The sequence below is a fragment of the Mesorhizobium sp. M0292 genome (genome assembly GCF_040321695.1).
Lineage (GTDB): Bacteria > Pseudomonadota > Alphaproteobacteria > Rhizobiales > Rhizobiaceae > Mesorhizobium.
In genome coordinates this window covers 478,337-502,674 of record NZ_JAMYSB010000001.1, presented here as the reverse complement: position 1 = coordinate 502,674, position 24,338 = coordinate 478,337, and the positions used below count along the sequence as shown (strand labels likewise).

The following is a 24,338-nucleotide window of genomic DNA, read 5'->3' as shown; positions in this document are numbered from 1 at the left end:
CCGGAAATTTACTGCGTCGAAGGAGACTAGTTGTGATTGGAGAGCAAGACGTCCTTGGCTTCGTTGATCCGCGCCGCCAGGAAAGACGTGCCGCCGATGTCGGGGTGCAGGCGCTGCATCAGGCGGCGGTGCGCCTTGCGGACATCCGCCGCGGCGGCCCCCGCTTCAAGACCAAGGATCTTGTAGGCCTCCTCCTTAGTCATGGCGCCCGCACCTGGCGCAACACCCAGCCCTTCGCCACCGTTCGCCTCAGCGTCTTTGCGCCAGACGGGAAAACGGCCGTCAAGATACGTCTCTAGGAGCTGGCGGCTCTCCGGGTCGCCGGGGAGTTCGCGGTAAAGCTGCTGCAGCTCGGCCAGGCCCATCGCGCCCAGCATCTTGCCTTCATGGCGGCCGGCCAGAACCAGGCCTTCAAGCCCGCCCGTATCGTGATCAAGCTCCATTTCCAGTGCGGCGGTCCGCACCGTCGAGCGCTTGCCGGGCGCCGGCCCGACCGACGGCCGCTTCATTCGCATCGAACCGTACCAGGCAAGGGCCGCGGCCAGAATGAGGCCGGCAATGCCTTCGCGCCCGACCACCAGCACGGCGAGCCCGACCAGCGCCAGAAGCACCGGCCCGAGCGTGCGCATGCCGCTTGCCAGTTTTTGCGCATCGGCGCGGACAAAGATCGTCGCCGCGCCGAGCAGCACCAGAAACAGTGCAACAAGTGCAATGATAGCGCCCATCAATTCCCGCCGCCCCTGAGATGCTCGATCAGCAGCCGGTCTCCCGGCCTGTCCCTTGCCTCGAGCGCCTTCAATCCACCCGTCGCATAGACGGCAACCGCCGAAAGCAGCCCGGCCAAGGTCGCGGCAGCCCGCCGATCAAATCGGAACCAAGCCCCTTTGGACAGCCGCGCAATCTCCTTGAACGCCTTTTCTGCGCCGGGATCATGGCCTTCCTGGAAGACGAAGACGGGAACGCCGTGCAGACCGAGGCTGCCGGCCTTCTGCGCCAGGTCGTCGATATCCTCTTCCATGGCGTCGCCGATATAGACCAGAGCATTGACCTTGGCCGCCGCCGTTTCCTTCAGCGCATGCGCCAGCACCTTGCCGATCTGGGTGTGGCCGGCACGGCAGTCGATCCGCGTCATCAGCTGCTTCAGGGCATTGGTGTCGGCGACAAAAGCCGACGAGCGGCACTCGCCCAACCCGCGAAAATAGGCCAGTTGGACGCTGAGGGTGCCGGCCTTGCCGACGGCGTCGAACATTTCGCCCTGCAGCTTGATGGCGAGATCCCAGGTCGGCTGGCGGCTCATCGTTGCGTCGAGGGCAAGGATCAGCCGGCCCGTGCCGGTCGCGACAAGCGTCCGGGCCTGACGGATGAAGGCGTCGATCTCGCCGGCATTGGATTGAGGCTTGACCGGCGCAGGATCGGCCCTTGCGGGCACGCGCTGCTTCTTGTCGCTCATAAGAAGCAAGATGTGGCGTTGTCGGCTCCCTTGCAAGTCCAGCCTTGGACAAGATGAAGGGCCAGCGCTCGACGCTCTGGGAGAAGCGGCCGCGCCCTTGGCTCTACAGCAAGCCCAGATCGGCGAGCTCGCGCTTCAGTTTCGGCGGCATCTCGACCATTCCGGCCTTGCCCTTGCCGATATCTGCGGGCGCATCCGAAGGTTTGAGATAACGCCAGCCCTGGAAGGCGCGGCGCGGCTGCCAGTCGGTGCGCACGACGTCGAGGTCGAGCATCAGGCGGCAACGGCCGATGCCTTCGTCGTCGGTGAAGGGCCTGATATCAGTGATCAGCTGGCGGCATTGCACGCTGCCCTTGATCACCCAATAAAGCGAACCGCCATCGGTCACCTCGGCGCCGCGCGCCGGCACCATGCGGGTGGTGTGCCAGTGCTCGGCGGGTTCGCCGGCGCGGCGGCGCTCATCGACGCGAAAGGCGATCCATTCTTCGAGGTCCTCGACGCTGTCGCAACCGACGCACAGTTTTAGGAGATTGAGTGCCATCGCTTAAGGTTTAGTCCGGCGCGCGATTGCGTCAACGGCCCTGCCCGACTTCTCCACAGTGCCAGTGGCGTTGCGCGGTCAGCATTCCACGACATTGACGGCGAGCCCGCCAAGGCTGGTTTCCTTGTACTTCTCGTTCATGTCGAGGCCCGTCTGGCGCATTGTTTCGATCGCGGCGTCGAGCGGCACGAAATGGACGCCGTCGCCTTTGATCGCCAGAGAGGCGGCGGTGACCGCCTTGACGGCGCCGAGCGCGTTGCGCTCGATGCAAGGCACTTGGACCAGACCGCCGACTGGATCGCAAGTCATGCCGAGATGATGTTCGAGCGCGATTTCGGCGGCGTTCTCGACCTGCTCGGGCGTGCCGCCCATGACGGCGCAGAGACCCGCGGCAGCCATCGCCGAGGCCGAGCCGACCTCGCCCTGGCAGCCGACTTCGGCGCCGGAGATCGAGGCATTGGTCTTGATGATGCCGCCGACGGCGGCGGCCGTGAGCAGGAAGTCGCGGATGCTCGGCTGGTCAGCCTCGGGGTGGAAATGCAGCCAGTAACGCAGCACCGCCGGCAATGTGCCGGCCGCGCCATTGGTGGGCGCGGTGACGACGCGTCCACCGGCCGCGTTCTCTTCGTTCACCGCCATGGCGTAGATCGACAGCCAGTCATTGGCCAGCAAAGGGTTGGGCTTGTTCTGCTGCCATTGCTCCTGCAGCTTGTCGTGCAGCATGCGGGCACGACGGCGCACTTTCAGCCCGCCCGGCATGATGCCGTCCTGCGACAGGCCGCGGTCGATGCAGCCCTTCATGGCGCCCCAGATCGCATCAAGGCCGCTGTCGAGCTCCTCGCGCGACATATGCGTCTCTTCATTGACGCGCTTCATGTCGGCGATAGACAGGCCGCTTTTGCCTGCCATCTTCAGCATCTCGACGGCGTTCTTGAAGGGATAGGGCACCTTCTTGCCTTCTGTGGTCACCGAGCCCTTGACCTTCATCCGCTGCAGCTCTTCCTCGGACACCACGAAGCCGCCGCCGATGGAATAATAGATGCGCTTGAGCAGCAGCCGGTCGCCGGCATCGTAAGCGTAGAAAGCCATGCCGTTGGCGTGGCCGGTGAGCGGCGTCTTGCGGTCGAGCACCAGATCCGTCGCCGGGTCGAAGCGATAGGAGGGATGGCCGTGTGGCGATATCCGCTTCTCGGCGGCGATGCGCGTGGCGATGCCTTCGGCCTGATCGGGATCGACCGTCTGCGGTGTCAGGCCAGCAAGGCCGAGGACAACGGCGCGATCCGAGCCATGGCCGATACCGGTATAGGCGAGCGAACCGTGCAGGCTGGCGCCCAGACGATCAACTTTCGCGCCGGCCGGGCGCGGCCAGTCGTCTCCGGCGATCTCGTCGAGAAACCGCCGCGCCGCTGTCATCGGTCCCATCGTGTGCGAACTCGACGGTCCGACGCCGATCTTGAACAGGTCGAAAACCGAAAGAAACACGCTGCGCCGTCTCCGGGAATGGGATCAAGACCTACATATAGGACTTTCCATGATGTTTGTGCTGTTTTGCGGATTGCGGCGCTGCACCTGCCGACCTTGTTTGCTCCGGCAGCGACATCACCGGCTGAAAGCGCGTCGCGCTGAAACGGATTCATGCGACGCGCTTTAAGTTCTTGTTTCAATGCATGTCGTTGTCCCAGAACCGCAGCTCACCTCTGGGCGCATGCATTGGAGCATCGAACTGACCGCTTTGCCTGTGGTAAAAGGCGGCATGGGCGATTCCTTCCATCTGTCGACGGCTGATCTGGCGGCGCTGGCTTTCTTCCTGCTCGCATGGTTGCTGCATACGCTGGCGTCCGACGGCAGACTGGTCAGCCGGGTGTCGTTGACGATGGCCATGAACGTGCAGCGCGAGGCCTGGATGCGCACCATGGCCGAGCGCGAAATCCGCATCGTCGACACCGCCATCATGAGCGGCCTGCAGCAAGGCACCGCCTTTTTCGCCTCCAGTTCGCTGATTGCGCTCGGTGGCTGTTTCGCGCTGCTTGGCGCCTCGGATCAGGTCCTTGCCGTGCTGAACGACCTGCCGTTGAACGCGACCTCATCGCGCTCCGCCTTTCAGATCAAGGTCTTTGGCCTGGTGCTGATCCTGGCCTTCGCCTTCTTCAAGTTCGGCTGGGCCTACCGTCTCTTCAACTACTGCACGATCCTGATCGGCGCGGTGCCGATCCCCTATGGCGAGGCGTCACGCAACCCGGTCAGCGAAACGGCGGTGTGGCGCGCGGCGCGCATGAACATGCTGGCCGGCAAGCATTTCAATTCAGGCCTGCGCGCGGTGTTCTTCTCGATCGGCTATCTCGGCTGGTTCGTCGACCCGATCGTGTTCGTGCTGTCGACGCTGCTGCTACTGGCAGTGCTGGTGCGGCGTCAGTTCTTTTCCGCCGCAAGGCAAGCCGTGATCGGTCAGCCGCCCGGGCCGGGGAAAAGCTGGTCGATCCGGCCCGACAGCCAATAGGCGGCGAGCCCGATCCACTCGCGGATCGCCACGGTCGTGGTCTGCAGCGAATCGGGTGCGTTGTCGCGAAACAGGCCAAAGCCTTCCTTGCCCGAGGTGCGATAGTCGACCGGCCACGGGACCGTGTGAAAGCCGGCCTTGTCGAACAGCGCCTTGGCGCGCGGCATGTGGAAGGCGGAGGTCACCAGCAGCCAGGTTTCGCCCGATTTCGGCGTTACCAGTTCCTTGGTGAAGACGGCATTCTCATAGGTGTTGCGGGATTTGCTCTCGAGCATCAGGCGATCGGCGTCGACGCCAAGCGCACCGAGCAGCCGCGGCGCGGTGGCCGCATCCCCCTCGCCATCGATGAACAGTTCACCGGTGCCGCCCGAGATAACCACTTTCGCCTCGGGAAAGCGCCGGGCAAGGATCGCCGCCTCGACCATGCGGTCGCCGCCGGAATTCAGAGCCGCCGCGCGCCAAGTTGATGGCGCCCTCGAAGCCGCCGCCGAGCACGACAATGCCGTCGACCTTCCGCGGCAGCGGCGGCTTTGGGAAGCGCTCTTCGAGCGGATTGAGCATCATGGCGCCAAGCGACGTCCAGGCCGACAGCGCCAGAATCAGGAAGGCGAACACACTGCCCGTCGCCGCCAATCGCCGGCGGCCGATCAGCGCCGCGAGCAAGCCGGCAAGCAGCAGGAAGATCGCCAGGTTGAGTGGTTGGACGAAGAACCAGAATACCTTGGAGAGATAGAAGAACATTGCCTGCCTATCTCCAGCTCAAATTGTGACGGCCGGTGAAGTGCTCGACCGCACTCGCTACCGCTTCCGCTTCGAGGCGGCTTAACTCCCTGCCGAAAACAAGGACGCCGTTCGCGTTGGTCAAGCTGATGACTTCCGACAGTCCCACTTCGTCCGTGGGATAGGTATGGTCGAGGATTTCGACCCTAAGATGCCCTTTCAAAGGCAGTGACCACCGATTTCGCAAAGAACCCCTCACCGAGCGCACGGCTGCGGTGTCGGTCAGCCGCAGGGTTTCCCTGCCGAACACCCGCCAGATGAAATCCTTGCCCAGGAAATAGGTGAAGAGGGCAATGACCGCCACGAAGGACAGCAGGCCGAGCGTGCCGCTGGTGAGCGTTGCGGACGACATATCCGTCAATCCCATGTAGCCGGTGTAGGCGACGATCGCGGCCCCGATCAGGACAAAGACTGTCCTGAAATCCGAGGTGCGTGGCGGGTTCGTGATCAGCAGTTCGTTTCCCGTCTCGACGATGGAAATGCGAGACGGAGGCGGCATGCTACCACCACTTCTCCGGCTGGAAGGTTCCCGCCGCCTGCTCGATGACGGCGGCTGTCTGGAACAGGGTTTCCTCGTCGAAGGGACGGCCAATCAGCTGCAGGCCGAGCGGCAGGCCCTTGGCATCGAGGCCGGCAGGCACGGCAATGCCCGGCAGTCCGGCCATGTTCACGGTCACCGTGAAAATGTCGTTGAGGTACATTTTTACCGGATCGGCGGCCATGTCCTCGTCGGCGATGCCGAAGGCGGCCGACGGCGTCGCCGGCGTCAGGATGACGTCGACGCCGTCGGCAAAAACCGTCTCGAAGTCGCGCTTGATCAAATTGCGCACCTTCTGCGCCTGCAGATAGTAGGCATCGTAATAGCCTGCCGACAGCACATAGGTGCCGATCATGATGCGACGCTTGACCTCTTGACCGAACCCGGCGGCTCGGGTCTTTTCGTACATGTCGACAATGTCCTGGCCTGGCACGCGCAAGCCATAGCGGACGCCGTCATAGCGCGCCAGATTGGACGATGCTTCGGCAGGCGCTACGATATAATAAGCCGGCAAAGCATACTTGGTGTGCGGCAGCGAAATGTCGACGATCTCGGCGCCGGCATCCCTGAGCCAGGCAATGCCCTTCTGCCACAGCGCCTCGATCTCTTCCGGCATGCCGTCGACGCGGTATTCCCGGGGAATGCCGACCTTCATGCCCCTGATCGGTTTGCCGATCGCCGCCTCGTAATCCGGCACCGGCCGGTCGACGGAAGTGGTGTCCTTGGCGTCGACCGAGGCCATGGACTTCAGCATGATCGCGGCATCGCGCACGTCCCGGGCGATCGGGCCCGCCTGATCGAGCGACGAAGCGAAGGCGACGATGCCCCAGCGCGAGCAGCGGCCATAGGTCGGCTTGATGCCGACGGTGCCGGTGAAGGCGGCTGGCTGGCGGATCGAGCCGCCGGTGTCGGTGGCGGTGGCGCCGGCGCACAGGAAAGCCGAGACGGCGGAAGCCGAGCCCCCCGACGAGCCCCCCGGCACCAGTTGGGCATTGTCCAGCGTGCGCGCGGTCTTCGTGCCGCCGGCCGAAACGAAACCGCCATCGCCCTGATGCGTGGTCGGCATCACCACCGTGTCGAGGCGCGAACGCCGCCACGGATTGACGACAGGGCCGTAATAGGAGGTCTCGTTGGACGAGCCCATGGCGAACTCGTCCATGTTGAGCTTGCCCAGCATGACGGCGCCGTCTGCCCACAAATTGGCGGTGACTGTCGATTCGTAGCGCGGCTTGAAGCCGTCGAGCACATGGCTGCAGGCCTGGGTGTGGACACCTTCGGTGCCGAACAGGTCCTTGATGCCGAGCGGGATGCCCTCCAGCGCACCGCCCTGGCCCTTGGCGAGCCTGGCGTCGGAAGCTTTGGCCATATCGCGCGCCTTGTCGCCGGTGACGACGATGTAGGCATTGAGCACCGGATTGGCGCGCTCGATGGCACCGAGATAGGCCTCGGTGATTTCGACGGCCGAAATCTCCTTGGCGCGCAGCTTGGCGCGCGCCTGCGAAATTGTCAGATGGGTCAGTTCGCTCATCAAAGGCTCTTTTCGTAAAACACCGACCACTCGGAATCGGGATAATCCAGCACCGGCCCGCAGCGCGAGAAGCCGGCCCGTTCGTAGATGGTCCAGGCGGCGGGATGGCGGTCGCCGGTTTCAAGCACCAGGCGCTTCAGCCCTTCGCTGCGCGCCAGCGTTTCGACATGCTCGACGATCTTGGCGCCGATCTTCCTGCCGCGATGCGAGGGCCGCGTGTACATGCGCTTGACCTCACCGACGCGGGCGTCATGGCGCTTCAGCGCGCCGCAACCGATGGCTTGCCCGTCGTCGCGGGCGATGAACACGGTGGTGTCGTCGCCAGCCATCTGCTCGACCGTCAGATGGTAGCAATGCTCCGGCGGCGTCAGTTCGAGCAGCGTCGCGTTGAGCTCCTCGACCAAAGCGCGGACATCGTCCTGCAGCGGCGTTTCGATGGCGATCTCGATTGCCATCGGCCAGCTACTCCACGACCTTCGGCACGAGGAAGAAATTCTCGTCAGTGGCCGGCGCGTTGGCGACGATATCGGCAGCCTTGTTGCCGTCGGTGACGATGTCTTGGCGCTTCTTCATCTCCATCGGCGTCACCGATGTCATCGGTTCGACGCCGGAGACATCGACCTCGTTCAGCTGCTCGACAAAGCCCAGAATGGCGTTCAGCTCGCCGGTCATGCGCTCGGCATCCTCCTCGCTCACCGCAATGCGGGCGAGACGCGCGACGCGCTTCACAGTTTGCAGATCAACGGACATGTCTTTAGCCTTTGGGAAAACCAGATGGCGCTATAGCGGCGTGGCGCGTGCCGCGCAACATCGATCGTGCTTGGGGATAGAGCCCGTTCATGCCAGGGCGGCATTTCAGCCTAGGGCAGCGATACACCCTCGCACAGATAATAGCTGCCGCCATTGCCGGCCTGCTCGCCTTCGTCGGCGGTCGGGCGCACCGAGACGATGTCGATTTGGGTCGCGTTCATCTGCGTGATCGACAGTATATCGGGAAAGAGAAAGCCCGGCTCCTGGCAGATGGCAGTGACCGCCCAGCTCGGCGAGCGCGTCGCCTTGGTGACCTGGACGAACTCGCAATTATACTCGACGCTTTGCAGGCCGTCCGCCGACAAGATGACATTGCCGGTGTCGATCAGCGTCTGCAGCGTGTCCTTTTTGGCTTGCGCGCAAAGCTCCTGGGTCTGGAGGTAAACGCCCTTGATGAAGTCCTCGGCGGCGGATGCGGGCGACGCAGCGACCAGCATCGAAACGCAAAGAGTCTCTCTCAAACCCATGGTTTAATTCCCCTTTGCGACAAGGGATCGTTTCAACGATCGCTCTATAGTGTGATCGTTTGGCCGATGGCTGGCAAGGCTACGTCGACACCTGATCCTTCGAGGCCGGCCACGAACTTCTCCGCCGTCGCGTCGATGATCGGGAAGGTGCCGAAGTGGCATGGCACGACGGTGTCGAAGTGGAAGAAGCGCCGGCAGGCCAGGGCCGCCACCGCGCCGCCCATGGTGAAGCGGTCGCCGACCGGCACGAGGCCGATCTTCGGCTCATGCAATTCCTCGATCAGCGCCATATCGGAGAAGATGTCGGTGTCGCCCATATGGTAGAGCGTCTTGTCCTCCGGGAAATGCAGGACCAGCCCGTTGGGATTGCCGAGGTAGACGTTCTGGCCGCCATCGAGCCCAAACGACGAGGAATGCAGTGCCTGCACGAATGTGGTGGTGAAGGCACCGCAATCGACGGTGCCGCCATGATTGCCGGGATTGATCTTCTTGCCGTCGACGCCCTTGCCGACCAGGTACATGCAGATCTCGTAATTGGCGACCAGCTGGGCGCCGCTCTTCTTCAGCACCTCCACCGCGCCGCTGACATGATCACTGTGGCCGTGGGTCAGAAGCACATGGGTGACGCCTTCCGCCGGCCCCTCCCAGCCGCTCGTCCATGATGGGTTGCCGACGAGATAGGGATCGATCAGGATGGTCGCGCCTGATGTCTCGACGCGGAAGGCGGAATGTCCGTACCAGGTCAATTTCATCGATCGTGTTCCTCGATTTTGGTTGCGCCGGAAGATAGAACGCCGGCAGCAAAATTAAAGTGACATAGTGTGCTCGCGCTTCAAAAGAACGTGTCGCGCTCTTTGTGACGGCAAGTCTGGGTCGCAATAGACTGAGTCACGGTAACGCTGGTTGGGGAAAGCCGTTGGGCATCATAGCAATCGAGGATCTGCCGACACGCCTGGAGGGCGGCAGGACGCTGGCCGGGCTCGACCTCGGCGACAGGACGATCGGTGTCGCCGTTTCCGACCGCGGCCTGTCCTTTGCCCATCCGCGCCCTGTCATCCTGCGTAAAAAGTTTTCGCTGGATGCGGCAGCGCTGCTCGCCCAGCTGCAGAAGGACAATGTCGGCGCGTTTGTACTCGGTCTCCCCATCAACATGGACGGTTCGGAAGGTCCCCGCGCCCAGAAGTCGCGCGCCTTCGTGCGCAACATGGCAGGTATAACCGACCTGCCCTTCGTGCTGTGGGACGAGCGGCTGTCGACGGTGGCGGCGGAGCGGACGCTGATCGAGATGGATTTCTCGCGCCGAAAGCGCGCCGGCAAGATCGATTCGGCGGCTGCGGCCTTTATTCTGCAGGGAGTTCTGGACCGGCTCCAGTCGCTTGACCCACGCGATCGGACGGAACCGGATTCCCCGCCTGCCGCCTGACCCAGGCCGTGATGTTGCGGCGGCGGCGAAACGCCCACAATGCCATCAGCAGGAAGCCGTCAAAGACGCAGGCCCTTGCCACCATGCCCGGAATGATCGCCGGATCGATGCCCAGCATCTGCCCGTAGAGCTGGAACACGAAATCATGCAGCTGCCGGCTGAGCATGACGTAGCCGAAATTGATGTCGTTGAGCGACAGGAAGAACCAGCCCCAGAACAGAGCGAGTGGCGCGGCCCACAATGCGAACAGCGTGCGCATCAGTGACCGTCCCTGCGGCTGGAGCCGCCTCTGGGACCGCTGGGACCAATGTCCGGACGGCCGGAAATGCGCGACAGCAAGGAGCCGTGCGCGGCACCCTTGGCCATGGCATGGGCGGTGGCGCGGCTCTCTGCCTCCCGAGAAACCATGACAGCGAAGACCGACCTCCGCTCGGCCAGCATGGCGACATAGGAGGCCAGAAGTGCCGCCAATTGCACGGCGACAACCAAAAACAGGCCGTTGATGCCTCGCGCTGCGCCGCCGATCAGGATGAGCGACAACACCGCGGATGCCGAAATGAAGGCGGTCCGCGCCACACTGTCGGCTCCGTCCGGGCTCGCTGCGACGTTAACCAGGCTCTCGACGAAGACCCAGCAAAACAGCACCGCCACGACCAGCAAGGCGATGGCCAGCGGCGCCACGACGGCAGCATTGTCGAGATCGGCCAGACGAGTGTTTTCCACGACGACGCCGAGCACGCCCAGAGCGCCCGCAACGCCGCGGTTTCCATCGACACAGATGAACGCCAGCAGGGCGAAAACCAGCGCCCAGTGCAAGGCCAGAAAGGACGTCAAAATGTGCCGCATGGCATTCCTGCTTTGGTGACAAAGACAGTGGGGTCTGCGGCCTGCGGCTGCAACGGAAACCATTCGTTAAGGTTAACGGCTGTCCACAGGCAGGCAAATTCGTTCACGGCCTGGCGGAAGGCCCTCAATTCACCGGCGGATAGAGCGTGTCGATGATCATGCGCGCATCGTGGCGCGAATCGAGCATGCCATAGGTGTTGCGCCACTGGCCGGCGAGCCGCGTCTCGACGAAGGCGTCCGCAATCCGCCCTGCCCCCAGCCGGCGCAATTCCGCAGCTGCCGCCGACAGCGCCAGCTGTTCGGTCAGCAGGCGGGCCGACCCCTCATCGGTGCCGGCGACCTGCATGGCCGCCTTGAGCACGCCAATGGTTCCGCGTCCGCCGGCGCCGAGATCGCGGTCGATGCCGGCCAGCACCTCCTCGAACAGGCCGGGCGCGCGGCCGAGCACGCGCAGCACGTCGAGCGCCATGACATTGCCTGAGCCCTCCCAGATCGCATTGACCGGGGCTTCGCGGTAGTAGCGGGCGAGCGGCGCTTCCTCGACATAGCCATTGCCGCCGAGGCACTCCATCGCCTCATAGAGCAGTGGCGGCGCGATCTTGCAGACCCAGTATTTGACCACCGGGGTCATGGCGCGGGCAAAAGCAGCCTCGCCGCGGTCGCCGGCAGCCTCGTCGAAGGAGCGCGCCAGTCGGAACGAGAGTGCCGTGGCGGCGGCGACATCGAGCGCCATGTCCGCCAGCACGCGCTGCATAAGCGGCTGTTCGATCAGCGTCGAGCCGGCCACCTGGCGGTGACGGGCGTGATGCACGGCCTCAGCCAGCCCCGCTCGCATGATTGCCGACGAGGCGACGGCGCAGTCGAGCCGGGTCAGCGTGACCATGTCCATGATCGTCTTTATGCCGGCGCCGGGCTCGCCGACCATCTCGCCGATGGCGTTGACGAACTCTACCTCCGACGAGGCGTTGGAGCGGTTGCCGAGCTTGTCCTTCAGCCGCTGGAAGCGGAAGCCGTTGCCGGAACCGTCGCCGAGGATGCGCGGGACGAGAAAACAGGAAAGCCCTTCCGGCGCCTGTCCAAGCACGAGAAAAGCGTCCGACATCGGCGCCGACATGAACCATTTGTGGCCGGTGAGGCGATAAAAGCCGCTGCCGGCGCGTTCGGCCCGTGTGGTGTTGGCGCGCACGTCGGTGCCGCCCTGCTTTTCGGTCATGCCCATGCCGAGCGTCAGCCCGGTCTTGTCGACCGGCGGCTTCTGACTCTGGTCGTATTTGCGCGTCGTCACGCGCGGCGCCCATTCGCGAAACAGCTTTGGGCTGGCCATCAGGGCGGCCAGCGAAGCGCTGGTCATGGTGATGGGGCAGAGATGCCCGGTCTCGAGTTCGGCGGTCAGGTAGAAACGCGCGGCGCGCACCTGATGGCGACGGCCGATCTCGCTATCGCCGTTTTCCCAGATCGAGGAATGCAGGCCGCCGGCAACCGAGCGGCGCATCAGCGCATGATAGGCCGGATGGAATTCGACGAGGTCGATGCGCCGGCCCTGACGGTCATGCGTGCGGAGCTTCGGCGTCTCGACATTGGCGAGGCGCGCCAGCTCCTGCGCCTCCTGCGTCAGGACGAACCGGCCAAGCCCGTCGAGGTCCTTGCGCACCGGATCGGAAAAACGCTCGGCAAGCTGGATCAGCAACGGATCGCCCCGCCAGGCGTTGCCGCCCGTCAGCGGCGGCGGCTGGTTGGTCACGTCGTCGGTCACGCCCAATCCTTCTGAAAGTAGAAGGGCCTTCTAACGGTAGAAAGGCCTTATCATCACAAGGCTTCGAATCCGAAGCAATCGGCTAGATATAGCCCAAGCCAGGCGGCGCGCGCGACGAAAATACCGGGGAGAAAGGCCGCAATCCCAAGCTGGCGCTTGCGGCAAGGAATTCTCCCCCCTATAGCAGCGCCTTGAGATGACCGACGCTTCGTCCCTGCCGCTTTATCCTCACCGCCATCTTCTGGGCATCCGCGATCTTTCCCCCGGTGATATCGAGCTCCTGCTCGACCGGGCCGATCGCGCCGTCGCCATTTCGCGGCAGTCCGAAAAGAAGACCTCGACGCTGCGCGGCCGCACCCAGATCAACCTCTTCTACGAAGCCTCGACGCGCACGCAGTCGTCGTTCGAACTGGCCGGGAAACGGCTCGGCGCCGACGTCATGAACATGTCGGTGGCGAGCTCTTCGGTGAAGAAGGGCGAGACGCTGATCGACACGGCGATGACGCTGAACGCCATGCGCCCCGACATCCTGATCATCCGCCACCAGTCTGCGGGCGCCGCCGCCCTTTTGGCGCAGAAGGTCGGCTGCTCGGTGGTCAATGCCGGCGACGGCGCGCATGAACACCCAACGCAGGCGCTGCTCGACGCGCTGACCATCCGCCGCGCCAAGGGGCCGCTGTCGAAACTGATCGTAGCGATCTGCGGCGACATCCTGCATTCTCGCGTGGCGCGTTCCAACATCATGCTGTTGAACGCGCTTGGTGCGCAGGTGCGTGTGGTGGCGCCGTCGACCCTGCTGCCGTCCGGCATCGATAAAATGGGCGTCATCGTCTCGCGCTCGATGGCAGAGGGCCTCAAGGGCGCGGACGTGGTGATGATGCTGCGCCTGCAGCGCGAGCGGATGGAAGGCGCCTTCGTGCCTTCGGTACGCGAATATTTCCGCTATTTCGGCCTCGATGCCGAAAAGCTGAAGGCCGCCAAGGACGGCGCGCTGGTGATGCATCCCGGTCCGATGAACCGCGGCGTCGAGATTGCGTCCGAAATCGCCGACGGTCCGCAAAGCGTCATCCAGGAACAGGTCGAGATGGGTGTCGCCGTGCGCATGGCGGTGATGGAAGCGCTGCTCGACCCGCGCCGCAACGAGGGCCGGAGCGCATGAGCACGACGGTCTTTGAGCGCGCCCGCATCGTCGACCCGTCACGCGGCTTCGACGAGGTCGGCACCGTGATCGTCGAGGGGAAAAAGATCGTTGCCGCCGGCAAGGCTGCCCTGAACCAGGGCCTGCCGGCGGGAGCCACCGTGGTCGACTGCGCCGGCAAGGCAATCATTCCCGGCCTGATCGACGCGCGCGTCTTCATCGGCGAACCGGGCGGCGAACATCGCGAGACCATCGCTTCGGCCAGCGTTGCGGCGGCGGCCGGCGGCGTTACCTCCGTCGTTATGATGCCCGACACGGACCCGGTGATCGACAATGTCGCGCTGGTCGAATTCGTGCTGCGCACCGCCCGGGACACGGCAAGCGTCAACATCTTTCCGGCGGCGGCGATCACCAAAGGCCTCGCCGGTCGCGAGATGACCGAATTCGGCCTGTTGCGCGAGGCCGGTGCGGTCGCCTTCACCGATGGGCGGCACACAATATCCAGCGCACTGGTGATGCGCCGGGCTCTCACCTATGCCCGCGATTTCGGTGGCGTCATCGCACATGAGACACAGGATGGCGACCTCGCTTCGGCAGGCGTGATGAATGAAGGCCTGTATGCCAGCTGGCTCGGCCTTGCCGGCATTCCGCGCGAGGCCGAGTCCATCCCGCTGGAGCGCGACCTGGCGCTGGCACGGCTGACGCGCGGCGCCTACCACGCGGCCAAGATCTCGACGGCGATGGCAGCGCAAGCGATGACGCGCGCGAAAGCCGACAAGGCCAATGTCACGGCGGGCGTGGCGATCCACAATCTGTCGCTGAACGAGAACGATGTCGGGGAATACCGCACCTTCTTCCGGCTGACGCCGCCTTTGCGCGCGGAGGAAGACCGGCTGGCCATGATCGAGGCGGTCAAGGACGGCACGATCGACATCATCGTCTCCTCGCACGACCCGCAGGATGTCGACACCAAGCGCCTTCCCTTCGCCGATGCAGCTGCCGGCGCGATCGGGTTGGAGACGCTGCTTGGAGCAGCGCTTCGGCTCTACCACAATGGGGACGTGCCGCTACTTCGGCTGGTCGAAACACTGTCCACCGCACCAGCAAGGCTGTTCGGCCTGCCGGGCGGCACGCTGAAGCCGGGAGCGCCGGCCGATCTTGCGCTGATCGACCTTGAAGAACCCTGGATCGTGAGTGAAAGCGGCATCCGCTCGCGCTCGAAAAACACCTGCTTCGAAGGTGCGCGGCTGCAAGGCATGGTCTTGCAAACGCTGGTGGCGGGCCGCACAGTGTTTTCGAGCTAGAGCGAGCGCGCCACGTCGCAGACCGATATGTTGCTGGGGAAATGCGGGGGCAAACAATGAGTTATAACGTTATCCTGGCATTGCTGTTCGGCTATCTCCTCGGCTCGATTCCCTTCGGCCTCTTGATCACCCGCGCGGCCGGCCTCGGCGATGTGCGCAAAATCGGCTCCGGCAATATCGGCGCCACCAACGTTCTGCGCACCGGCAACAAGGGCCTCGCCGCCGCGACGCTGGTGCTCGACGCGTTGAAGGGTACGGCGGCGGTGATGATCGCGCGCCATTTTGGACACGACTACGGACTGTGGGCCGGCCTTGGACTCTGGGCGGGCCTTGGCGCCTTCCTTGGCCATCTGTTTCCGGTCTGGCTCGGTTTCAAGGGCGGCAAGGGCGTGGCGACCTATCTCGGCGTGCTGATCGCGCTCGGCTGGCATGTGGCGCTGATTTTTATCGTCGTCTGGCTGGCGATGGCTTTTCTGTTTCGCTATTCCTCGCTGGCAGCGCTGACGGCGGCGGTCATCGTGCCGATCGCGCTTTATTTCTGGAGCACACCTGAGACCGCCGGGCTGTTCCTGGTGATGAGCCTGATCGTCATCTTCAAACATCGCGCCAACATTTCGCGCCTTCTTGCCGGCACCGAAGGCAAGATCGGAGCCAAGGGTTGAGCAAGCCCGCCGCCGGGCCGCGCCTCAGCGACCGGCAGCGGCTGAGCTGGCTACGGCTGATCCGCACACAAAATGTCGGCCCGGCCTCGTTTCGCGAATTGATCAACCGCTTTGGTTCGGCGGAGGCGGCGTTGGAGATGCTGCCCGAGCTGATTATTTCGGGCGGAGCCAAAAGGATCATGCGCATTCCTTCCGTGGAGGAAGCCGAAGCGGAACTCGACGCAGCCAGTGAAAACGGCGCCGGCCTCGTCGGCATCGGCGAGGCCGACTACCCGCCGATGCTGAAAAACATGGACAATCCGCCGCCACTGATTGCCGTGAAGGGCGAGGCAGCCGTCTTTCGCCTGCCGGCGGTGGCCATCGTCGGCGCCCGCAACGCGTCGCTCGCCGGCATCAAGATGGCGCGCATGCTGGCGGCGGATCTTGGCCGCGACGGCTACGTCATCGTTTCCGGCCTGGCGCGCGGCATCGACACGGCAGCACACCAGGGCAGTCTCTCGACTGGTACAGTGGGTGTGCTGGCCGGTGGGCTCGATGTCCCCTACCCGCCCGAAAATATCGGCTTGTGCGACGACATTGCCGAGCGTGGCGGCGCCGTCATTTCGGAAATGCCGTTCGGCTGGCGGCCGCGGGCGCAGGATTTTCCGCGCCGCAACCGGCTTGTCGCGGGCGCCGCCCTCGGACTGGTGGTGATCGAAGCGGCGCAACGCTCCGGCTCGCTGATCAGCGCGCGCCTGGCCGGCGAGATGGGCCGGCTGGTCTTTGCCGTACCGGGTTCGCCGCTCGATCCGCGCTGCGCCGGCTCCAACGGGCTGCTCAAGGATGGCGCCACCCTGGTCACCGAGGCGGCCGATGTTTCCGGTGCGATCGCACCCTTGGCGGGCACGCGAACGCGAAGCATTGCGCCGCCAGAAAAGGCACCCGATTTTTCGGCAACTCCCCCGCCCGGTGAGGACGAACGCAGCGGCGTGCTCGAAGTGCTGGGCCCAACGCCGGTGGGCGTGGACGAGATCATCCGCCACACCGGCCTCAACGCCGCGCAAGTCTCCATGGTGCTGCTGGAACTCGACCTTGCCGGCCGCATCGAGCGCCATGCCGGCGGCAATGTCTCACTGGTTTCGTGACGTTCCACCCGATCCCGCCGCACGTCGGCCGCAACTCACGCGTCGAGGGTCACGCCGGCGGCGCCAACGCCGGTACAGATCCACCGCAGGGTATTTTTCCAGGCGGCTCTCGGAAAAGCACTCCGCCATTCCAGGGCTCTCCGTTGCACTGACGATCACGCTCGCAATGGCATACTCGACAGCTGACGAAAACCGGGCTCGACAGTCTGCGCATCAGTCAGCGGAACAGATACTTCGATACCTCCGGATTGCCACGGCGCCACATCACATTGTCGAGAAAATAATGGTGCACATTGATGAAGATGAGCACGATGAAGAAGAACAGCGATGACCCCAGCACTTGCCTGTCATAGGGAATCAAAGCCGTCAGCGCGGATGGGATCAGCCAGAAGCCGAGATAGCCAAGGGCCGTGCCGCCGACGATGAAGCCGAGGAGCCGAAACCTGTAGAGGGGGCCAAGAAAGGACAGGATTTTCGGCTGCGGATCGCCTTCGGCATCGGAACTGTCTCGCTCGACGTTCGTCTGGTAGCGCCAGACCACGGCGAGATACTGCAGCGAGTGGAGCGCGGGCACGATCAGCAGCCAAAGCGGGTTTACGCGCGCGATCAAGATCCAGAGATAGAGCGACGCCACATAGGCCACCAAACCGTTATAGGGCAGGCCGCCGCCGTTCTTCCGCCAACGATTGACCAGCATCAAGAGCGTGGCCGTCGTCGACGCAACGGCCGCCAGCATGGCGATGTCGGTAATCCAGGAAGGGGCCGCGAATGTGTAATAGTCCAGGCCATAATATTTGCCCTGGGTGACCGCCGTATTCGTCTGCAGCCATGCCAGAATCCACACGGCATAGGAGTTGACCAGCAGCACCTTCTTGTCGCGGTCGTCGAAGAATTTGCGCTTCAGCACCGCATCCACCATCAGCATGCCGTAGCCCTGCTTGACGTAGTGCCAACCGACAAAAAAGAACATGGCGTTGGTGGCATAGCCGAGCAGGCGCGTGTTCGCCGCCGCGGCGCCATAGGCAAAGAACCCGGCCATGACCAGGGGCACGACAATGCCCGCGAAGATGTAGCGGAGCTGCAAGCTCCTGTCGTAGCCGTCGCCCGTCACCTTGCGCCCGAAATTGCGGTAGAAGAGCTGGTAGGAGTGGGCGAAGTGGGGATAGTTCACGAGATAGGCCACGAAGACCATCGTTGCGGCCACCGGACCTTCATATTCGAGCGGAACGAGAAACAGCACCGGCAGGATGAGAAAGGCGCTGCCGCCCAGCATGAGGAAATCGGCGACCGGGCCGAAGAGGTACTTTTGAGGCGCCGCCGCCTTAGGAGCGACAGCATCCGCCGAAAGCTGAAGTGTCATGTCAGAACCCTCCCCTGGGAAAGGCTGAGTTTAGCCATCGACTGGGATGGGGACAAGGTTGGAGCTGCCGCTCCGCGCCCGAACACTGGGCCATCCTGCTGTTTCGCCAATGGTCTCGATCCGCCATGAGCTTCGAACCCGTGAACCGCTCGATAAGGCCCTCCGCTGTTAAAAAAGCGCACCACCCCAATTTACGACTAACATGTTAGTGTGCTAACACGGCATATACACCTACTTCGGAGACCTCCGGTGACATCACGCTTTGGCCTTTCGGCCGCTCTCGCCACGCCTTTCGATGCCCGCGGGCAGATCGCCACCGCCCCCATGATCGCTCAGGCCAAAAGTTGCCTGGCGCAGGGTTGCGGCAGCGTGACGCTTTTCGGCACCACAGGGGAAGGCGCGTCGGTGGGCACGACGGAGCGGCGGTCGGTGACCGAAGCCATGCTGGCTGCTGGAATCTTGCCGCATCAACTCGTTGCCGGCGTGCTGGTCGACGCCGCCGAAGACGCCGCCGAACAGGCACAGCATGCCTTGCAGCGCGGCGCCCGAAACATTCTGCTGGCCCCGCCAAGCTACTTCAAGAATGTCGGCGACGATGGCCTTTTCGGCTGGTTTTCCGCCGTCTTTGCCGCGCTTGGCCCCCTCGCCCGTGACGTGCTGCTCTACAACATCCCTTCGGTTACCATGGTGCAGCTTTCGCTTGGCCTGATCGGCCGGTTGCGCACTGCTTTTCCCGACGTGGTCGCCGGGGTGAAGGATTCCGGTGGAAATTGGAGCTACAGCGAGGCGCTGCTTGCCGCCCATGGCGATCTGGTGATCCTGATCGGCGATGAAAGGCATCTGGCGCGTGCGGTGCGACTGGGTGCTCAAGGTGCAATCTCGGGCATGGCCAATTTCGTCCCGGGCGAAATCCGCGCCATGGCCGAGGACGGGCGCGACGATCCTCGCGTCGAAAGTTTTGTGCTCGAATTGCTGAAATATCCGGTCACCCCCGCGGTAAAGGTCATGGTGGCGCGCAAGACCGGCGACGAGCGGTGGCTGGCGGTCCGTCCGCCGCTGGAGCCGATTGCGTTGCAAGGGCAGCAGCAGCTTGCCGCAGCCTATGACAGCCTGTTTGCCAGGGAACCGGCCTGACCGGCAAAGGGAAGCGCGCCGAAATGGAAGACGGCAACGAACCGACCACCCTCAGGGAGAAGGCCTATGCCAGCTTCACGCGGCATTTGCTGGCGCGCGACTTCAAGCCGGGCCAGTTCGTGTCGCAACGTGAGCTGGTTGCCTTCACCGGACTGCCGCTCGGCGCCATTCGCGAGATCGTGCCGCGTCTCGAGGCGGAAGGACTGCTGACGACCATCCCGCAGCGCGGCATGCAGATCGCCCATATAGACATCAGCCTGATCCGCGAGGCCTTTCAGTTCCGCCTGTTCATGGAGCGTGAAGCGGTAGCGCTGTTTACGGTAAGCGCCTCCGATGCCGAGCTTGCCCGCTTGCGGCGCGAGCATGAGGACATGCTTGCCCAGGCGCTGGCGCAAACCCCGACGCCGGAGATGGAGGCCAAGGCGCAGACCATCGACTGGGCCATGCACGACACGTTCATCGATGCGCTGGGCAACGAGATCATCGCCAAGGCCTATCTGGTGAATTCGGTGAAGATCCGCCTGATCCACCAGGAGCGGTTCCGTATCGACGGGCGCGTCGTGCCGGTCATGCGCGAGCACCTGGCGGTGATCGATGCGATGCAGAGCCGCGATCCTGGGAAGGCGGTCGAGGCCATCAGCCAGCATATCGAAAAGGCGCGCCGGCTGGCGCTACAAATCTGAGGAAGCATGAGCCGCGCCGCGGTCGCTGTGGCGCAATCAACAACGACAACACCGGGAGGAAGAAAATGTCATCCAATCTGTTCAACCCAACCAGGAGGCAACTCCTCCAGGGAACCGCGGCGCTTGCCGCCGCCAGCTTTGCGGGCGTTCGCCCAAGCTTTGCCGCCGGCGTCGACTGGAAGCGCTTTGCGGGAACGACGCTTGACGTCAATCTGGTGAAAAGCCCGCGCAGCGACACGCTGATAAAATACATCGCCGAGTTCGAGGAACTGACCGGGATCAAGGTCAATGCCGAAGCGACGCCGGAACAGCAGCAGCGCCAGAAGACGGTGATCGAACTGAGCTCCGGCAAACCGAGCTTCGACGTCGTGCATCTGAGCTACCACGTGCAGAAGCGCCAGTTCGAAAAGGGCGACTGGCTGGCCGACATATCAGGCTATCTCGCTGACCCGACCCTGACCGATCCTGCGCTGGTGGAAACCGATTTCGCCGATGCCGGCATGCTGTTTGCCAAGGACGGCCAGGGCGTGCTGCGCTCGCTACCGTTCTCAGTCGACTACTGGATCGTCTACTGGAACAAGGAATTGTTCGAGGCCAAGGGCCTCAAATACCCTGAAACCTTCGAGCAATTGGTGGCGGCGGCCGAAGCGCTGACCGACCCGTCGACCAACACCTATGGATTTGTCGGCCGCGGCCTCAAGAACGCCAACACGCCGGTGTGGACGTCGCTTATGCTCGGCTACGACATGACGCCGCTCGACGACAAGGGCAAGCTGCGCACGACCTCGCCCGAGGCGGTCGAGGCAGCCAGCCTCTACCAGCGGCTGATGACCAAGTCGGCGCCTCCAGGCGTCACCGGATTCAACTGGGCCGAAGCCCAGTCCGCCTTCCTGCAAGGCAAGATCGGGATGTGGTTCGATGGCGTCGGCTTTGCCCCGCCAATGGAAAATCCGGAAAAGTCACGAGTGGTCGGCAAGGTTGGCTACGGCGTCATGCCGAAGGGGCCCAAGGCGCATGCCGCCGGCACCTTTGGCGACGGCCTCGGCGTGACGGCCACCAGCGAGAAGAAGGAGGCCGCCTACCTCTTCTGCCAGTGGGCGATTTCGCCCGCCATGGGCGCGCGCCTGCTGCAGGCGGGTGCCGGCGTGCCGTTCCGCAAGTCGGTGCTGGAAAATCCCAAGGTGCGCGAAGGCGTCACCATGCCGGCGAGTTGGCTCGATGCCGTGGTCGGCTCGGGCAATGTCAGCCGGCTGTCGCTGCCGGTCATCATTCCGGTCACCGAGTTCCGCGACATCTATGGCGTGGCGCTGACCAATCTGATCGCCGGCGCCGATCCGGCGGAGGAACTAAAGAAGGCCACCGAGCAGTTCCAGCCGGTGCTCGACCGGAGCGAGCAAGGCTGATGTCCGCCATCACCCCAGAACGCACCGGGGTGACGACGCAAGCCATCGAAGGGGGCCAGACCATCCGTCTGGCTCCCAACTACTGGCCTTTCGTCGTCCCGGCGCTCGTCGTCGTCGGCGCCGTGATCGTCTTTCCCTGGGCCTTCACGCTGTGGATGAGCGTCAACCGCTGGACCCTCGGACAGGCGCGAAGCTTTGCCGGGATGGAAAATTACCTGCGGCTGGCAGTCGACCAACGCTTCTGGGAATCGCTTTTCCATACGCTGACCTACACGGCGCTTTCGGTCGCGGCGCCGATGTTCCTTGGCACTGTCGCGGCGCTGATCTTCGACGCCAAATTTCCGCTGCGCGGCCTGTTGCGCGGCGTCTTCGTCATGCCGATGATGGCAACGCCAGTCGCCGTGGCGCTGGTCTGGACGATGATGTTCCATCCCCAGCTTGGCGTGCTCAACTATCTGTTGTCGCTGGTCGGCATTCCGGCGCAGGAATGGATCTTTAACGCCAGGACGGTCATCCCGTCCCTGGTTGCGGTCGAGACCTGGCAGTGGACGCCGCTGGTGATGCTGATCGTGCTGGGCGGCTTGGCCTCCGTGCCGCGCGAGCCCTTCGAGAGCGCCGAGATCGACGGCGCCAACGCCTGGCAGCAGTTCCGCTATCTCACCTTGCCGATGATCGCGCCGTTCCTGATGATCGCCATGATCATCCGCACCATCGATGCGCTGAAGAGTTTTGACATCATCTACGCGATGACCCAGGGCGGACCGGGCACGGCCTCGGAAACCATCAACATCTATCTCTACAACACCGCCTTCTCCTACTACGACATCGGCTATGGCTCGGCCATGGCCGTGGTGTTCTTCATCGTCATCGTCGCGCTGTCCTTCATCCTGCTGATGCTGCGCCAGCGCTCCCAATGGATCGGGGTGGAGGGCAAATAGATGAGTTCACGGCTGCTCAACCGGATCGGGCTGTTTTTCGCGGCTCTGGTCTTCGTCTCGCCGGCGATCCTGTTCTTCCTCTGGATGATCTCGCTGTCGCTGAAGTTCGAGATCGACAACGGTGCCTACCCGCCGATCCTGATCCCGGAACATCTCGCCTGGTCGAACTATGTGAAGGTATTCGAGGAGAACAATTTCCTGCTCTATTTCTGGAATTCGGTTCTGGTGACGGGCACGGCAACGTTGCTGGCGCTGCTGATCGGCGTGCCGGCGGGCTATGGCATCGCGCGGCTCAAGGCCGAACGCTCGGCGGTGGTCATCATGATCGCCCGCATGACGCCGGGGCTTTCCTATCTCATTCCGCTGTTCCTGCTGTTCCAGTGGGTCGGCATTCTCGGCACGCTGTGGCCGCAGATCATCATCCATCTGGTGGTGACGGTGCCGATCGTGGTCTGGGTGATGATCGGCTATTTCGAGACCACGCCGATGGAGCTGGAAGAAGCGGCCAACATCGATGGCGCCAGTTCCTGGCAGGTGTTCCGGCTGGTCGCCTTGCCCATCGCCAAGCCGGGCATTGTCGTCGCCTTCATCCTGTCGATCATCTTCTCATGGAACAATTTCGTCTTCGGTATTGTGCTCGCCAGCCGCGAGACCCGCACGCTGCCGGTCGCCGTCTACAACATGCTTTCCTACGAGCAGGTGAGCTGGGGTCCGCTCGCCGCCGCAGCACTTGTGGTGACGCTGCCGGTGCTGGTGCTGACCCTGTTCGCGCAAAGGCAGATCGTCGCCGGGCTGACCGCAGGCGCCGTCAAGGGCGGCTGAGGCACGGCCCCGACATCACTCATTTCCGGGAGAAATCCAATGGCATCGGTAACAATCAACAACGTTCAGAAGGCTTTCGGAGCCGCCAAGATCATCCACGATGTCAGCGTCGACATCGCCGATGGCGAATTCGTCATCCTGGTCGGGCCGTCGGGCTGCGGAAAGTCGACGCTGCTGCGCATGATTGCCGGACTGGAAACGATCTCGGGCGGCAGGATCGCCATCGGCGATCGCGTCGTCAACAATCTCAGGGCGCGCGACCGAAACATCGCCATGGTGTTCCAGAACTACGCGCTCTATCCGCATATGACGGTGGCCGACAATATGGGCTTTGCCCTGAAGATCAAGAAAGCCGATCCGGCCGACACCGCCGGCCGCGTCGGCAGGGCCGCCAGCATTCTCGGCCTGGACAAGCTGCTCGACCGCTATCCGCGTCAGCTTTCCGGCGGCCAGCGCCAGCGCGTCGCCATGGGCCGCGCCATCGTGCGCGACCCGCAGGTGTTCCTGTTCGACGAGCCGCTGTCCAATCTCGACGCCAAATTGCGAGTGCAGATGCGCGGCGAGATCAAGGCGCTGCACCAGCGGCTGGGAACCACCACCATCTACGTCACCCACGACCAGATCGAGGCCATGACCATGGCCGACAAGATCGTCGTGCTGCATGACGGCCTTGTCGAGCAGATCGGCGCGCCGCTCGATCTCTACGATCGCCCGGCCGACCTCTTCGTTGCCGGCTTCATCGGCTCGCCGGCGATGAATTTCATTCGCGGCCATGTCGAGGAAGGTGTTTTCCGCAGCGCCGGTGGACTGATCTTGCCGTTGCCGGAAGGCAGCGACCTGGCAAACATACCCGGCCGCGACCTCATCTACGGCATTCGCCCCGAACATATCCGTGCGACGACCGCCAAAGGAATCCCCGGCACGATCGTGCTTCTGGAAGCAACGGGTTCGGAAATCTTTGCCCGGGTCGACTGCGCCGGAGAAGAAATCTCCTGCCTTTTCCGCGAGCGGCTGGCACTGAAACAGGGCGAGCAGATGCGCATCGAGATCGACCGCGCCTGCGCTCATCTGTTCGACGTCAAGACCGGGCGGCGATTGTAGGCGGCGATGGGGGCTGCTGACAGCGAGCAACTTCCG

At 63.6% G+C, this 24,338-nt stretch carries 26 protein-coding genes and 1 pseudogene; 12 read left to right on the top strand and 15 right to left on the bottom strand.

From position 1 onward, the window contains the following. Positions 1–26: 26 nt before the first annotated feature. The 4 genes from NKI96_RS02545 to NKI96_RS02530 all read right to left on the bottom strand — a co-directional run bounded on the left by NKI96_RS02545 (position 27) and on the right by NKI96_RS02530 (position 3,473). Positions 27–725: a DnaJ domain-containing protein gene (locus NKI96_RS02545; protein ID WP_023700739.1), complete on the bottom strand. Its 699-nt coding sequence runs from the start codon at positions 723–725 to the stop codon at positions 27–29. Further along, positions 725–1,450, bottom strand: a complete 726-nt coding sequence (locus NKI96_RS02540) for a hypothetical protein (RefSeq protein ID WP_023693433.1) — start codon at positions 1,448–1,450, stop codon at positions 725–727. The genes NKI96_RS02545 and NKI96_RS02540 overlap by 1 nt, the downstream gene beginning before the upstream one ends. Before the next feature lie 103 nt (positions 1,451–1,553). Beyond that, positions 1,554–1,991: a DUF1489 family protein gene (locus NKI96_RS02535; RefSeq protein WP_023815779.1), complete on the bottom strand. Its 438-nt coding sequence runs from the start codon at positions 1,989–1,991 to the stop codon at positions 1,554–1,556. Positions 1,992–2,069: 78 nt separating this feature from the next. Continuing rightward, positions 2,070–3,473 carry an L-serine ammonia-lyase gene (locus NKI96_RS02530; RefSeq protein ID WP_023671005.1) on the bottom strand — a complete coding sequence of 468 codons (1,404 nt, stop codon included), beginning with the start codon at positions 3,471–3,473 and terminating at the stop codon, positions 2,070–2,072. Between the two features lie 271 nt (positions 3,474–3,744). Here NKI96_RS02530 and NKI96_RS02525 point away from each other — a divergent pair, with 271 nt between their 5' ends. Next, positions 3,745–4,488: a DUF599 domain-containing protein gene (locus NKI96_RS02525; RefSeq protein WP_023671004.1), complete on the top strand. Its 744-nt coding sequence runs from the start codon at positions 3,745–3,747 to the stop codon at positions 4,486–4,488. Here NKI96_RS02525 and NKI96_RS02520 read toward each other — a convergent pair. From NKI96_RS02520 to NKI96_RS02490, 7 genes and pseudogenes are all read right to left on the bottom strand, one after another. Further along, positions 4,437–5,229, bottom strand: a pseudogene (locus NKI96_RS02520) (YdcF family protein). The gene NKI96_RS02525 and the pseudogene NKI96_RS02520 overlap by 52 nt on opposite strands. Before the next feature lie 7 nt (positions 5,230–5,236). Next, complete coding sequence (locus NKI96_RS02515) at positions 5,237–5,767, bottom strand: hypothetical protein (RefSeq protein WP_023671002.1); 531 nt, start codon at positions 5,765–5,767, stop codon at positions 5,237–5,239. Between the two features lies 1 nt (position 5,768). Further along, a complete protein-coding gene (locus NKI96_RS02510) occupies positions 5,769–7,334 on the bottom strand; it encodes an amidase (RefSeq protein ID WP_023712361.1) in 1,566 nt (521 codons plus the stop codon). After that, positions 7,334–7,789, bottom strand: coding sequence for a GNAT family N-acetyltransferase (locus NKI96_RS02505; protein ID WP_352802776.1), 456 nt, complete (start codon positions 7,787–7,789; stop codon positions 7,334–7,336). The genes NKI96_RS02510 and NKI96_RS02505 overlap by 1 nt, the downstream gene beginning before the upstream one ends. A gap of 7 nt (positions 7,790–7,796) precedes the next feature. Beyond that, on the bottom strand, positions 7,797–8,084 hold the full coding sequence (gatC, locus tag NKI96_RS02500) for an Asp-tRNA(Asn)/Glu-tRNA(Gln) amidotransferase subunit GatC (protein WP_023670999.1): 288 nt from the start codon (positions 8,082–8,084) through the stop codon (positions 7,797–7,799). A 110-nt stretch (positions 8,085–8,194) separates the two neighbouring features. Next, complete coding sequence (locus NKI96_RS02495) at positions 8,195–8,611, bottom strand: hypothetical protein (protein ID WP_023670998.1); 417 nt, start codon at positions 8,609–8,611, stop codon at positions 8,195–8,197. A gap of 44 nt (positions 8,612–8,655) precedes the next feature. Continuing rightward, on the bottom strand, positions 8,656–9,363 hold the full coding sequence (locus NKI96_RS02490) for a metal-dependent hydrolase (protein WP_023684673.1): 708 nt from the start codon (positions 9,361–9,363) through the stop codon (positions 8,656–8,658). A 164-nt stretch (positions 9,364–9,527) separates the two neighbouring features. Here NKI96_RS02490 and ruvX point away from each other — a divergent pair, with 164 nt between their 5' ends. Further along, entirely contained in the window at positions 9,528–10,034 is a 507-nt protein-coding gene (ruvX, locus tag NKI96_RS02485) for a Holliday junction resolvase RuvX (protein WP_023693427.1), read from the top strand. On the opposite strand, the gene NKI96_RS02480 is transcribed toward ruvX, so the two are convergent. From NKI96_RS02480 to NKI96_RS02470, 3 genes are all read right to left on the bottom strand, one after another. Then, positions 9,952–10,293 (bottom strand): DUF6105 family protein, encoded by a 342-nt coding sequence (locus NKI96_RS02480; protein ID WP_023693426.1) that lies wholly within the window; start codon positions 10,291–10,293, stop codon positions 9,952–9,954. The genes ruvX and NKI96_RS02480 overlap by 83 nt on opposite strands. Then, positions 10,293–10,880 (bottom strand): hypothetical protein, encoded by a 588-nt coding sequence (locus NKI96_RS02475; protein ID WP_023712362.1) that lies wholly within the window; start codon positions 10,878–10,880, stop codon positions 10,293–10,295. Before NKI96_RS02475 ends, NKI96_RS02480 begins: the two co-directional genes overlap by 1 nt. A gap of 124 nt (positions 10,881–11,004) precedes the next feature. Beyond that, positions 11,005–12,633: a DNA alkylation response protein gene (locus NKI96_RS02470; protein WP_023700749.1), complete on the bottom strand. Its 1,629-nt coding sequence runs from the start codon at positions 12,631–12,633 to the stop codon at positions 11,005–11,007. Between the two features lie 196 nt (positions 12,634–12,829). Between NKI96_RS02470 and NKI96_RS02465 the strand changes: the two genes are divergently transcribed. From NKI96_RS02465 to dprA, 4 genes are read left to right on the top strand one after another with little or no spacing between them, the layout of a single operon-like run. Beyond that, positions 12,830–13,792, top strand: a complete 963-nt coding sequence (locus tag NKI96_RS02465) for an aspartate carbamoyltransferase catalytic subunit (protein WP_352802773.1) — start codon at positions 12,830–12,832, stop codon at positions 13,790–13,792. After that, on the top strand, positions 13,789–15,075 hold the full coding sequence (locus tag NKI96_RS02460; protein ID WP_023734344.1) for a dihydroorotase: 1,287 nt from the start codon (positions 13,789–13,791) through the stop codon (positions 15,073–15,075). The genes NKI96_RS02465 and NKI96_RS02460 overlap by 4 nt, the downstream gene beginning before the upstream one ends. Before the next feature lie 56 nt (positions 15,076–15,131). Further along, complete coding sequence (plsY, locus tag NKI96_RS02455; protein WP_023696534.1) at positions 15,132–15,737, top strand: glycerol-3-phosphate 1-O-acyltransferase PlsY; 606 nt, start codon at positions 15,132–15,134, stop codon at positions 15,735–15,737. Beyond that, entirely contained in the window at positions 15,734–16,861 is a 1,128-nt protein-coding gene (gene dprA / locus NKI96_RS02450) for a DNA-processing protein DprA (protein WP_352802769.1), read from the top strand. Before plsY ends, dprA begins: the two co-directional genes overlap by 4 nt. 217 nt (positions 16,862–17,078) lie before the next feature. Here dprA and NKI96_RS02445 read toward each other — a convergent pair whose 3' ends face one another. Next, a complete protein-coding gene (locus NKI96_RS02445) occupies positions 17,079–18,221 on the bottom strand; it encodes a hypothetical protein (protein ID WP_023822217.1) in 1,143 nt (380 codons plus the stop codon). 249 nt (positions 18,222–18,470) lie between these two features. Here NKI96_RS02445 and NKI96_RS02440 point away from each other — a divergent pair, with 249 nt between their 5' ends. From NKI96_RS02440 to NKI96_RS02415, 6 genes are all read left to right on the top strand, one after another. Then, positions 18,471–19,355 carry a dihydrodipicolinate synthase family protein gene (locus NKI96_RS02440; protein ID WP_023822218.1) on the top strand — a complete coding sequence of 295 codons (885 nt, stop codon included), beginning with the start codon at positions 18,471–18,473 and terminating at the stop codon, positions 19,353–19,355. 23 nt (positions 19,356–19,378) lie between these two features. Continuing rightward, entirely contained in the window at positions 19,379–20,038 is a 660-nt protein-coding gene (locus NKI96_RS02435; RefSeq protein ID WP_023688610.1) for a GntR family transcriptional regulator, read from the top strand. A gap of 65 nt (positions 20,039–20,103) precedes the next feature. Continuing rightward, positions 20,104–21,441 (top strand): ABC transporter substrate-binding protein, encoded by a 1,338-nt coding sequence (locus NKI96_RS02430; RefSeq protein ID WP_023822219.1) that lies wholly within the window; start codon positions 20,104–20,106, stop codon positions 21,439–21,441. After that, complete coding sequence (locus NKI96_RS02425) at positions 21,441–22,379, top strand: carbohydrate ABC transporter permease (protein WP_023670984.1); 939 nt, start codon at positions 21,441–21,443, stop codon at positions 22,377–22,379. The genes NKI96_RS02430 and NKI96_RS02425 overlap by 1 nt, the downstream gene beginning before the upstream one ends. Further along, positions 22,380–23,201 (top strand): carbohydrate ABC transporter permease, encoded by an 822-nt coding sequence (locus tag NKI96_RS02420; protein WP_023700756.1) that lies wholly within the window; start codon positions 22,380–22,382, stop codon positions 23,199–23,201. A gap of 39 nt (positions 23,202–23,240) precedes the next feature. Continuing rightward, complete coding sequence (locus tag NKI96_RS02415) at positions 23,241–24,302, top strand: ABC transporter ATP-binding protein (RefSeq protein ID WP_023736569.1); 1,062 nt, start codon at positions 23,241–23,243, stop codon at positions 24,300–24,302. Positions 24,303–24,338: the final 36 nt, after the last annotated feature.